Origin of the sequence: Lentilactobacillus otakiensis DSM 19908 = JCM 15040 (assembly GCF_001434145.1) — a bacterium.
Lineage (GTDB): Bacteria > Bacillota > Bacilli > Lactobacillales > Lactobacillaceae > Lentilactobacillus > Lentilactobacillus otakiensis.
Map to the genome: position 1 here is coordinate 383,323 of NZ_AZED01000011.1, position 12,299 is coordinate 395,621.

Genomic DNA, 12,299 nt, shown 5'->3' on the forward strand with positions numbered 1-12,299 from the left:
TAGCATAACACTTTTAGATGTCAGCTCAACAGTGAATTTTCATTTAATGAGATTTTCTCAAATTTTAAGACAGGGTATTCCGCCAAATGTCATCTGACAAATAAGGCAGCTGCCGGGCGCGCTTTTGGACCTCCTTCAGCCGATACGTCAGCATCCGGTTAAAAGATCGACGGAAGTCTTTTCCATCGGTCGCGTACTCGGTGCCGGCAAACCTGGGAACACCACTATTATCGCGATATTCAATGGAAACATCGCGCATCAGCCACTCGTGATTTTTCATGTAACGCATGACCGCATTTGGTGTTGAAACCGTCAAGCCAATTCGAGTGAGAAATTGCCGTTCGCCCACCTGATCGCGATAGTATTCGGGCTCTCGTGCCGAAAGATAGTCGGTATCAGTCACCAGAAGTTGGTTGTCCAAGAGTGATTGAAATTTGTCATACACTGTCAACTTGCGAGTCCCCTGCGGATCTGTGTACTCTACTCTATTTAATTCATATTCCTGATGTGAATTCAATTTTTGCGTAATCTGCTGTTTGGTCCCAGCTTCGCCACCCATTTGGACACGAAAATTATTCATGATCAACGGCATATCCAAGGTGAAGGTCATCTCGGAAATTTTTGGTGAGACCAATAATGGTAGGACCTGTTCAATAATCAAATCAATTAATGGCTCTTCAGGTACATTTAAGAACCGGTTAGGATTGATCGTCAATGTCACTTGAATATCATGATTTCGACCACCTGCTGGTTCACTTGTGACGGCGAAGAATTGACTAACGGTGTAGCCAAATCCCAGCGGACTTCGAACCACGTATTGCGTCGAATCAAACAACCGGTAATCGTGATACAAAATGATGCTTTGATAAGCATCCTTACCTGTGACCGGTGCTTGGCCACGACGCTGTTTCACAGGAAATGATTCCACAAAGCTTTGGAGCTTCAAATAGTGCTGCTGACTCATCGTACTGGTGATTTTAACAGTCTCAATTTCAAATTGCAGCTTTTTGGCCGGGAAGTCGATTCGTCGATGGGAGAAAAGTTCGGCCATTTTCTCTTGATAGGAATAATTTAAGCTGCGATATTCGGGAGAATTATAACGATTTGAATTAAACACTTCTTCGTAACTTGGCAAAATTTATTGCTCCAATCGTGATTTAGTGGCTCAATTTTAGGCTGAACATGCCACTGTGTCAAACTGGAAACTATTTTACTGGCAACGTTGACAGATCGAATTTTGCGAGTTATAATATAAGTATATTAACAATTCGAGTTAGATAAATAGATTTTAACCGCTGGTACTTCGGTGCCGGGGGTTACTTTTTTGTACCAAAAAGGCCAGTTGGATGATTGCTCATCCCACTGGCCTTTAAAGATTATTCCATTGATTCTTTAAACTTTGTTTTAATGTAATCAGCTGAAATCTGAAGCTTCTTCTTCTCTTCATCAGTTAAATCAAGCTGAACCTGTTCAACAATGCCGTCTCGGCCAACAACTGCCGGATATGATAAGTAGGTTCCCAGCTCTTCACGGTAGTTCGAGACAGCTAATTCCGTTCGAGCATCGCTCATAACCGTGTTTGCTAAACGCACAGCAGCAGTGGCGACACCGTAGTTCGTATATTTCTTGCCATGAAAGACGTTGAAGCCGCCTTCTCTTGCTGCCTTGTCCAACGCATTCAAGTCTAAGTCGCGTCCTTTTGCGATTTCCGTAATTGGATGACTCAAGACCCGGACAGTTGACCAAGCAGTAAATTGTGAGTTTCCATGCTCGCCTAAGTTAAAACCAGTGACAGAACGAGGGTCCAAATTTAATTCTTCTGCAACTGCCCGCTTCATCCGTGAGGAATCCAGCAGGGTACCAGTGCCAATCACATGTTTCTTAGGCAGACCGGTGATCTGTTGATAAATTGATGTGATGACATCCACGGGATTGGTGATTGCCACAATAATGCCATTGAAGCCGGAATCTTTGATCTTTTGGGCGACGGATTTGACCGCTTTGCTGGTAAATGGCAGTTCGGCGAAACGATCGTCATTTGGATTATCTTGGAGTTTAATATTACCTAGTGCTGAAATAATCACGTCTGCATCCTTCAGCGCAGAATAATCGTTCACTGTAATGTTGGTGTGGACAGGCAGATTCGACATTGCATCTTCAAAGTCAATCGCATCGGCCTTCACTTTATCCTCATTGATATCGATCAGTACCAAATCATCTGCAAAACCGTTTGCCACAATGTAATGGGCTGCAGTTGAACCAACGTGACCCATTCCTATAACACCAATTTTTCTTGTCATCTATTATCACCTCAAAAGTATTTGTTGAAATGAGTTTAACATGATTATGACTGAATTTGTCATGATTTTCTCATTTTATAACCCCGTTTATCAAATTATCCCCATCCCAAAAATATTTCGGCACAAAAATGATCCTTGCAACCGTCATGTTGTAAGGATCATCTTGCATTCATCATTATTTCATATAAGCATACTTATAACTCCACTGAGTTCCAGCAGTGTTATGAATCACGCCTTGAACACTCGGCTTCTGCAGGTATGATGTCACTTGCTGATACAGTGGTGTCATCCCTTGATCGGCATTGAACAGCTGAGCGGCTTTAACCAAGTCGTCCCAACGTTTATCAGCGTTGTTAGCATCTTGATTTTGAGCCTGCTTAATCAGCTTGTCATAAGCAGCGTTGCTGTACTTGCCACTATTGTATGCAGTACCGGTTTCTGGAATCTGTAAGAAGGAAATTGGATCGTTGAAGTCAGCACCCCAGCCGGAAAGTGAGAGGTCAAAGTCACCCTTCAAAACTTCCTGATTGGCGACTTGACTTGGCACATTTCTGATATCCAGCTTGAAGCCGGGCAAATCACGTTGCAGTTCCGACTTCATGTACTGAGTAATCGGATTGCTGGTTGGATCATCGTTGGAAGCGGTGATCGTTAAAGTAATCTTCTTGGTCCCCAATGCCTTCAAACCTTTTTCCCAGTGCTGTTTAGCCAGCTTCACGTTGTAATCAACGGTATTTGGCACCGACTGTTCCTTCGCAAAGTCTTCACTGGTCTTAGGATTCTTGGCGAGTCCGGAGGCCACAAAACCGGTTGGTGTATCGGACCCGTCACCAAGCACCTTTTTAGTTAATTGCTGGCGATCGATGGCTAATGAGATTGCGAGACGGATATCCTTGTTACTCATTGCTTCGCGTTTAGCTTGCGAGGCATCCTTGAAGTTGTATTTCAGATAACCAATATACGAATATGGATACTGTTGAAATTGCTTCTCGCCCTTGTAATGCTTAACCTGCTCATTTGAAAGTGGTGTCAGATCAAGTTTGCCTTGTTGATATAGCTCAAGTCCTGTGGTTGGACTGGAAACCACAGTGTAGTTAATCTTACTCAGTTTAACAACCCCTTTATCCCAATACTGATTGTTCTTCACAAATTGCCACTTATTGCCAGTTCCGTTCCAATTTTGAATTTTGAATGGTCCTGAATAGACCATGTACTTGGAATTAGTGCCATACTTCTTGCCATATTTGTCGACGACTTTTTGGTTCTGAGGGCCAAATAATGGGTAAGCCATCAGGACTTTGAAGTATGCAATCGGCTTCTCAAGTTGGATTTGGACCGTCTTGTCATTCAATGCCTTGATGCCAATTTTATTTGGTGAAAGCTTACCAGCATTCACCTGATCAGCATTCTTGATCCCACTGAATAAGTAAGCATAAGTCGACTTGGTGCTTGGTTTCAAAGTTCGTCGCCATGAATAAACAAAGTCTTGCGCGGTGATCTTGTCACCGTTACTCCATTTGGCGTTGCGCAGTTTAAATGTCCAGGTCTTGCCATCCTTGGAAACTTTCCCGCTCTTAGCAAGCCCCGGTGTTGGCTTACCATCTTTTCCCAAACGGTAGAAGCTTTCAAAAACGTTTCCAGTTTGGCCGTAACCGGTCGACTTGGAAATGTCGATGGTGTCCAAAGGTGCGGTTGTGCTCAAGTTTAACGTTTGTTTTTGACTGTTGGATTTGGTTGCTGACTTGCCGCAGGCGGCTAATGTCACGACTAAAACGGTTGTTAAGGCTAACAATAAAAGTGATCTGAATTTTCGCATGAATCATTCCTCCAAAGAATTTTAATTGATTATTTTCACTTTGATCAACATCTGACTACACACTGCAACCGCCACCTTTTAACTTATTAAATGAAAGAGTTTGATTTGATACCCGAATATACAAAAAGAGTGCCTCACTTCAGCAATGACGCTGAAATGAGGCACTCTTGGCGTTCATAATTCTTGAGAGAATGGCTGCAAAGTCCTAGCCCACAGTCTGTCTTTCAAGTATGAATCGTTTACCAAAGAAGCCACGATCAGCGCTAACCTGAGCTTGACACATTGAACAACACATCATTTTAGCAGCTGACATTTGCATGAATGGCTTCCTCCTCTTTCGTTACTTGTTGGAACAAATATAAATGATTAGAATTCGTTTGTCAAACATTTGTCAAAAATGAGAATTCACGACACGGTTATAGTACCGCAAATAATAAGTTTTGCTTGAAACGTCTCTGGTAATTCGGGTGACACTGGTATTATCCGGTTCTTCAACAACCATCATATTTTTCGGGCGACCAACCGATGCCAATACAGCAGCTTTAATCGTAAACCCGTGGGTGACCAGAATGATTTTTTGATCAGGGTACTTGTGAGCGACGTCCTGCATGAAGGCATCGACGCGATCAATCACGTGTTCAAAAGTCTCTCCATCAGCAACAGACGCATAACTGGGGAAGACATCGTTCAGTGTGTGATCGAACAATTCGGGATACTTCGCCATCAAATCGGCATTCTTCTCGCCATCCCATTTGCCGTAAGAGATTTCGAGAAGCCGTTTGTCATAAGTTATCGGTAAGTTCGCGCTCTGATTCAGAACGTTTGCGGTATCAATAGTCCGCTGCAACGGGCTGGCAATGATTTGATCCGCAAACGATATATCGAAACCTTTTCGCAAACTTTCCGCTTGTTGCTTACCAGTTTCCGATAAGTATGTAATTTCGGTATTAATTGTCCCCTGCTTAAGCCCAGCGGCGTTTGCGGCCGTTTGTCCATGCCGTACAAAATAAAATTCAGTCATCAACTTGCCTCCCAATCACAATCTATTATTCATTGAATTTACCATGTTATTTAGGCACTTGCAATCATCATCGCGGAAAATGATTCAAAATTGGTGTTGCTTTTATCTGTGAGTTCTGTTAGATTTTAGTTATAAGAAATGGAGGTTGTTCATATGAACGTCAATTTAGCTGGTTATACAACAACTGCATCATCCTCCTGGTCCACAGTCACATCTGTGTGGGCCATCTTTTGAGACGCATGATTTTACAAAAGGCCTTGCATAGATGAAATGTACACTCTTCATCGCTGTGAGACCGCTAATAACGGAAGTTTGAAGCTCTCACAGTCTAGTCTGTGGGAGCTTTTTTGCTTGTTGGCTTTGTAATTTATATAAAGGAGTTTTGGTAATGACTATCTATAATTTTGCGGCGGGTCCAGCAACCCTCCCAGATCCAGTAATCAAGCAGATTCAAGCTGAACTGCCTTCTATTAACGACAGTGGTATGAGCATCATGGAGATTTCTCATCGCTCCGCACTATTCGATGACATTATCAACGCAGCTGAGCAGGATGTCAGAGACCTGATGCACGTCCCAAATAATTATCACGTTCTATTTTTCCAAGGCGGTGGAACTGGTCAGTTTGCGGCGGTACCAATGAATTTAGCAACCACCCACAAACGGATTGCCCTGCTGGACAGTGGTCATTGGGCAACCCGAGCTGGAGATGAAGCCACTAATCTTGGTTATCAAGTAGATGTCTTAGATTCCACCAAGGATCAGCATTACCAAGCTCTCCCTCAATATGACAAGCCAATTTCTGCAAGTGATTACGATTACCTGCATATCACCACCAACAACACCATTGAAGGCACCGCTTATCACACGATACCTGAACACGGCGATGTCACGCTGGTGGGTGATTTATCATCCAATTTCATGGCTGAAGAATACAACGTAGCCGACTTTGGCTTGATATTCGGCGGTGTCCAAAAGAACTTGGGGCCAGCTGGGGTCACACTGGTCATCGTCCGCGATGACCTGGTCAAACCAGTTGAACATATTCCAAGTATCCTCAATTACAGTTTGTTTGTTAAGAAAAATTCGATGTTTAATACCCCACCCGTCTTCAATATCTACGCAACTGGCTTGGTATTGAAATGGCTTAAGGAACAAGGCGGCATTGCTGGCATTCAAAAAGTTAATCAGCAAAAAGCATCCCTACTATATGATTTTCTGGACGATTCCAAGCTATTTGCCAACCACATCAAAAAATCCGATCGTTCGTTAACCAACATTCCATTCACCACCGGTGACGCTGATTTGGATAAACAAGCAGTCACCTCTGCCACGGAGGCCGGCTTGATGAATCTAAAAGGCCACCGAAGCGTTGGTGGTCTACGGGCCAGCCTTTATAACGCGATGCCATTAGCCGGCGTCCAAGCACTGGTTGATTTCTTACACAATTTTGAAAAACAACATTAGGAGGAACTCACATGTATCAAGTAAAAACATACAATGCCATTGCCCAGGCCGGTTTAGATCGGTTCACTGACAACTATCAAATTAACAAAACTGACGATGCCGACGCTTATCTGATTCGCTCGGTCAATCTCCATGAGCAGAAATTTCCAAAGAGTCTGAAGGTCATTGCCCGTGCCGGTGCTGGCTTTAACAACATTCCTTTGGAACAGGCCACTCAGAATGGAACTGCTGTCTTTAACACCCCCGGCAGTAACGCCAACGCGGTTAAGGAATTGATCATTGCATTATTAATCGCATCATCAAGAAATTTATTTGCCGCAGCCGATTATGCCGCTCACAACAGCGGAGCGGACATTTCTCTGCGAACTGAAAAGGACAAGACTAAGTTTAAAGGGACAGAACTGACAGGCAGAACTTTAGCTGTCATCGGTGTCGGCCATGTTGGCTCATTGGTTGCCAATGCTGCCAGTGCTCTTGGCATGAAAGTCATTGGCTACGATCCCTATTTATCAGCCGATGCTGCATGGCACATTTCAACCACCATTACCCGGGCAGCAACCCTTGGTGAGGCCCTCCAAAAAGCTGATTACGTGACGGTTCACGTACCCAAGAACGAAGAAACGACTGGTTTAATCGGTCCTGAACAAATGGAAATTATGAAAGACGGGGTCAAGCTGTTTAACTATTCGCGTGATGGCATTGTTGATAATGATGCCGCAGTCGAGTATTTAGACGCTCGGAAGATTCGAACCTACTATACTGATTTTGGTGAAAATATCTTGTTGAACCGTGATGATGTGGTCGTTACCCCTCACATCGGCGGCTCAACCTTGGAAGCCGAGGCAAATGGTGCCACTCAAGGTGCGGATACGATCATGACCTATTTGGAAACCGGAAATATCAAGAATTCAGTAAACCTGCCCAACCTTCAAGTGCCATTTACCACGCCTTATCGTTTGACATTAATTCATCAAAACATCCCAAACATGGTTGGTCAAATTGCCACTTTGCTGGCAGACGCCGACATTAACATCGAGAGTATGAGTAACGCTGCTCGTATGGACGTTGCTTATACCATCGTTGACTTGGATGATTTGAAGAACGAGGAAGCCCACAAATTGGTTGACCGATTGAGTAAGATTGATGCAGTGTATCGAGTACGAGTTTTGCAGAAGTAAATTTAATATTTAGAAAGAGTGACTGGCGAATGTCGGCCACTTTTTTGTGTGGTGACAGATAATTTAAGCACTTTCCGCGTAATTAATACTATAGATCATCATTTTGCTTGTTTCATAATCAAGATGATTGCTTGACCTACGTATAATGCACGTATAAAATAAATGCAAGTCATTCCAAGGCACCCCAACATCAACGAATTTCTTGCCCGAGATCTGATCCGGAAGCATAAATTGCAATGAGCAGACATTTGGAGGTTATTATGAAAGATACAAAAATTGTCTATCCAATCATTATTACCAAGGATCCCAAAGATAAGGAGGTTCCCTACCTTGTTAAAATTCCAGCATTAAATGGTTACACACAAGGGACATCCATTGAGAATTCAATTGAAATGGGCCGCGATTTCATTGGCCTCAAAGTAATGGATTTAATGGACGATGGCGATCCAGTCCCTGAATCAGTCTATGATTTGCCTAAAACTGAGCCAGATGAATTGGCAACTTTGGTGGATGTGAATGTGAGTGCCTATCGACGCCAACACGACTCGCATCCTGTCAAAAAAACCGTCAACATCCCAAATTATCTAAATGAAAAAGGAATCGAATCCAATTTGAATTTTTCTCAACTGCTAACAAAGGCATTGGAGAAGAAACTGGGCGTCAAAAAATAGAGTCACAAATTCACTTTCAAATTTAAGTGTGCTACACTAATAGCAACTTGATATTCGACTGCCACCGGGCAGCAACTTTAGGTACTTTTTACAATTCCGTTAGGTCATAGAAGGAATTGCAAGGGGTGCCCTTTTTCTTTAGGAGGATTTTTATGAATTGGGTATTTTTAGTGATTGCAGGAATTTTTGAGGTTGTATGGGCCACTGCTATGAAATACAGTCATGGATTCACCAACTTGATGCCATCAATCGTCACAATCGTCGGCATGCTGATCAGCTTCTTTTTGCTTGCCCACGCCACGAAAACATTGCCTTTGAGTATTGCCTATCCAGTGTGGACGGGAATTGGCGCCGTGGGAACCGTGATTGCCGGAATCATTTTATTTGGTGACAAAATTTCACCGATCACTTGGGGATTTGTGATACTGTTGCTGGTTAGTATCGTTGGGATCAAGATGACTAGTTAACGAATACTTTTGACTTGGTGATGACCCCAGATATAATATAAATGAGGTAACACAAAGCGTTTGCTTCATCAAAGGAGATAATCAATTGTTCAAAACATGGCATCAACCCGGAAAAATTCTCGACCGTAAAAATGTTTACACCGGTCGCGTTTTCGCCGTTGATCAATTACACATTCAAACCCCGGACGGGCTGAAAGTTGAACGGGATCTCATTAAAACCGATCCCACAATTACCATTCTAGCGATCTCTTCAGATGACCAGGTTGTCATGAGCAGTGAATATCGGGCTGGTGTGAATGGTGACTCGGTTTCATTGCCCGCTGGAATTGTTAATCCTGGTGAAACCAGTGAACAGGCAGCTGCTCGAGAGTTGCGTGAAGAAACCGGGTATGTTGCCAAATCGGTGACTAAAATGACCCGAATCACATCGTCTGAAGGCTTCATGGACCAATTTGCGGACCTGATGTTGATTAAATTTGATCTCAGTGAACGCGTTGAACGCCATTTTGATAAAGACGAATTCGTGAATAGTGAACTGGTGCCTCTCACACAAGTCGTTGATTGGATCAAGGCTGGTAAAGTCAACACAGCTCAAGCGGTTTCGTCCGTCGGCTATTACATGATGTTTCTCAAATAACAACAAAGCTGCAGTCCATCGAGTTAGGAGTCTCGATGAACTGCAGCTTTTTCATTTTATATTCTTATTTCTGATAAACGATTTCACCATCAACTAAAGTCATCACAGTGCCGCCATACACGGTTTCACCCGTAAATGGTGAATTCTTACCCTTGGATAAATAGTCGCTTTCCTTGATTTCGTGTTCGTCTTTCAAATCGAAGATCGCAATATCAGCCGGCTGACCGGCCGCCAACGTGCCTGCACCCTTCATATTAAAGACAGATGCCGGTTGCTTGGTCATCCAATTAATTAACTGAGACAATGTGAACCGGCCAGTCTTCACAAATCTGGTATACAGCATACTAAATGCCGTTTCACTGCCAGTAATTCCAAAGGATGCCGTGGCAATTGACTGGTCCTTATCTGCCTTGGTGTGCGGGGCATGATCAGTGGCAATCATATCAATGGTGCCATCAAGCAAGCCTTCGATCAATGCTTGCCGATCATCCTCTCCGCGCAAAGGTGGGTTCATTTTGTACATTGAATTGTCTTCTTTTATGTTTGCATCTGACAAAAGCAGATGGTGAGGCGATACTTCCGCGGTAACGTTAATGCCGGCCTGTTTAGCAGCTCGGATCACGTTCACGGTATGTTTAGATGAAGCATGGCACACATGGTAGTGCACGCCAGTTGCTTCAGCAAGGATGACATCTCTGGCAACTTGAGCAGTCTCACTGACCCAAGGCATTTCTTTCATCCCCAGGCGCTTGGCAGCTCCACCATTCAAAACACCACCGTAAGTCAGCGCATCATCTTGAACATGTTCAACAATGGCCATATTGAGCTTGGCAGCTTGTTGCATTGCTTCATACATGGTGCTGCTCTTTTGAATTCCGTTGCCATCGTTACTAAATGCAAAGGCGCCGGCATCCTTGAGAGCTTTAAAATCAACTAATTCATCACCACCACGATTAGTCGTGATTGTCGCATATTGCTTAATATGAACAACACCATCAGTATGGTTCAATTTAATTAAAGCTTCTATATTATTAACCGAGTCTGGTGCGGGGGTCACATTTGGCATTGCACACACGGTGGTAAATCCACCATGGGCTGCAGCCATACTGCCAGTTTTGATGGTTTCTTTTTGCTCCTGTCCTGGTTGACGGTAATGCACATGCACATCGATCAACCCGGAACTGACAAAGTTCCCCTTGGCATCAATCACTTCATCAACCCCATCGGCTGGAATTGATGGTGCAATTTCTGCAACATTACCGTTCTCAATTAAAATATCGCGTTTAACTAATTCTCCCTGATCAAGTACCTGTCCGTTAGCAATTATGCGTTTCATCAGTTAACATTCTCCTCGTGATTAATATTCTTCCTTGATAAGGTCGCGGTTGCGAAGCATGCTGGTCATGATTGCCATGCGGACAAAGACACCATTGTGCATTTGTTCGAAGATGCGTGATTTGTCGCATTCAACCAATTCGTCAGCGATTTCAACACCGCGGTTAACTGGAGCTGGATGCATGATGATTGAACGTTGTGGCATTCTTGATTCACGTTCTGCAGTCAAACCATATTGAGCGTGGTACTTTTCAGCTGAGAAACTGCCGTTTTCATCATCAGCGATTCGTTCGTGTTGAACCCGCAGGAACATCATAACGTCCATTTCTTCTACTAAATCATCGATTGGCATCCATTCGCCGTACTTGGCAAATTCTTCTGTGTACCATTTCTTTGGTCCGCCAAAGTAGACATGGGCACCAAGCATGGTCAAAACTTCCATGTTTGAACGAGCAACTCGTGAATGAGTCAAGTCACCAACAATGGCAACTTTCAAACCTTCAAAATGACCAAACTCTTCATATATAGTCATCATATCAAGTAATGATTGTGATGGATGTTGTCCTGAACCGTCGCCCCCGTTAGCAATTCCAACGTGAACGTTTGGATCAGCGATTAAGTCTTTGTAGTATTCATTCTTCTTATCACGGATGGCAACCAAGTCAACGCCTATTGCTTGGAATGTCTTAACCGTGTCACTCATTGATTCACCCTTGCTTAATGAACTGTTTGAAGGATCAAAGTTGACAACTTGAAGTCCTAATTTACGTTCAGCCATTTCAAAGCTGGTGTGGGTCCTTGTGCTGCTTTCAAAGAAAAGGTTGGCGGCATATACTGGCCGTTTTAACTCAATCTGCTTTCCGGTCTTGAAATCCTGTGCTTCATGGATAAATGATAAAACATCTTCGGTTGAAAGGTCTTCCATACTTACAACATTTTCGAAACTTACCGGTTTAGTAATCTGCATCATTGTGATTTCCTCCTAAAATTAAAAGCGCCTTGCCATGTTCGCAAAGCGCTCCTTATGTGTAGGGAACCACATTCCAGGACGTTTTGCTCTCACGGGAACAGTTAAATCGTCAATAAGAATAAGTGATATGTAACAAAAAACCTCTTCACCGAGTTCGGTAAAGAGGTTTTAGTTAGCCCTGAGTAGTCCTCAAGATTCGCCATACCTTCTTAACCTCACGGGGTTAATGTTAAAGGTTCTGTTTGATTACTTAGAATCATATTCTATTTTGAGACAAAAAACAAGTCTATTTGTGAAATTAATTTTGAAAATGATTATTTATCCAAGAATTCGAATATATTTAAAAGTGACGACTAACTTATCTATAAGGGCGGTATTTTAAGCCATTTGTCGTTATTTAATAAATATACATATTGTATTTTATTTGTACATATTTATC

Annotated in this window: 11 protein-coding genes; 5 read left to right on the forward strand and 6 right to left on the reverse strand. The window is 43.1% G+C overall.

Features of this window, described 5'->3' with window-relative positions; all coding sequences use genetic code 11:
* Window positions 1-64: 64 nt before the first annotated feature.
* The 4 genes from FD05_RS05530 to FD05_RS05545 all read right to left on the reverse strand — a co-directional run bounded on the left by FD05_RS05530 (window position 65) and on the right by FD05_RS05545 (window position 5,137).
* Window positions 65-1,135: a hypothetical protein gene (locus FD05_RS05530; protein WP_039932543.1), complete on the reverse strand. Its 1,071-nt coding sequence runs from the start codon at window positions 1,133-1,135 to the stop codon at window positions 65-67.
* A gap of 241 nt (window positions 1,136-1,376) precedes the next feature.
* Window positions 1,377-2,300: an L-lactate dehydrogenase gene (locus tag FD05_RS05535; protein WP_039932541.1), complete on the reverse strand. Its 924-nt coding sequence runs from the start codon at window positions 2,298-2,300 to the stop codon at window positions 1,377-1,379.
* Between the two features lie 175 nt (window positions 2,301-2,475).
* The gene (locus FD05_RS05540) at window positions 2,476-4,116 is read right to left on the reverse strand and encodes a peptide ABC transporter substrate-binding protein (RefSeq protein ID WP_020280589.1); all 1,641 of its coding nucleotides are present in this window, start codon (window positions 4,114-4,116) and stop codon (window positions 2,476-2,478) included.
* A 391-nt stretch (window positions 4,117-4,507) separates the two neighbouring features.
* Entirely contained in the window at window positions 4,508-5,137 is a 630-nt protein-coding gene (locus FD05_RS05545; protein WP_020280587.1) for a histidine phosphatase family protein, read from the reverse strand.
* A 388-nt stretch (window positions 5,138-5,525) separates the two neighbouring features.
* Here FD05_RS05545 and serC point away from each other — a divergent pair, with 388 nt between their 5' ends.
* The 5 genes from serC (at window position 5,526) to FD05_RS05570 (ending at window position 9,555) form a co-directional block, all read left to right on the forward strand.
* Window positions 5,526-6,602, forward strand: coding sequence for a 3-phosphoserine/phosphohydroxythreonine transaminase (gene serC, locus FD05_RS05550; RefSeq protein WP_020280586.1), 1,077 nt, complete (start codon window positions 5,526-5,528; stop codon window positions 6,600-6,602).
* Between the two features lie 11 nt (window positions 6,603-6,613).
* Entirely contained in the window at window positions 6,614-7,780 is a 1,167-nt protein-coding gene (locus FD05_RS05555; protein WP_020280585.1) for a phosphoglycerate dehydrogenase, read from the forward strand.
* 260 nt (window positions 7,781-8,040) lie between these two features.
* On the forward strand, window positions 8,041-8,451 hold the full coding sequence (locus FD05_RS05560) for a type II toxin-antitoxin system HicB family antitoxin (RefSeq protein ID WP_020280584.1): 411 nt from the start codon (window positions 8,041-8,043) through the stop codon (window positions 8,449-8,451).
* A gap of 152 nt (window positions 8,452-8,603) precedes the next feature.
* The gene (locus FD05_RS05565) at window positions 8,604-8,918 is read left to right on the forward strand and encodes a DMT family transporter (RefSeq protein ID WP_020280583.1); all 315 of its coding nucleotides are present in this window, start codon (window positions 8,604-8,606) and stop codon (window positions 8,916-8,918) included.
* A gap of 85 nt (window positions 8,919-9,003) precedes the next feature.
* Window positions 9,004-9,555, forward strand: a complete 552-nt coding sequence (locus FD05_RS05570) for an NUDIX hydrolase (protein WP_020280582.1) — start codon at window positions 9,004-9,006, stop codon at window positions 9,553-9,555.
* A gap of 64 nt (window positions 9,556-9,619) precedes the next feature.
* On the opposite strand, the gene FD05_RS05575 is transcribed toward FD05_RS05570, so the two are convergent.
* Window positions 9,620-10,891 carry a dihydroorotase gene (locus FD05_RS05575; protein WP_020280581.1) on the reverse strand — a complete coding sequence of 424 codons (1,272 nt, stop codon included), beginning with the start codon at window positions 10,889-10,891 and terminating at the stop codon, window positions 9,620-9,622.
* Between the two features lie 21 nt (window positions 10,892-10,912).
* On the reverse strand, window positions 10,913-11,860 hold the full coding sequence (locus FD05_RS05580; RefSeq protein ID WP_020280580.1) for an aspartate carbamoyltransferase catalytic subunit: 948 nt from the start codon (window positions 11,858-11,860) through the stop codon (window positions 10,913-10,915).
* Window positions 11,861-12,299 lie beyond the last annotated feature (439 nt).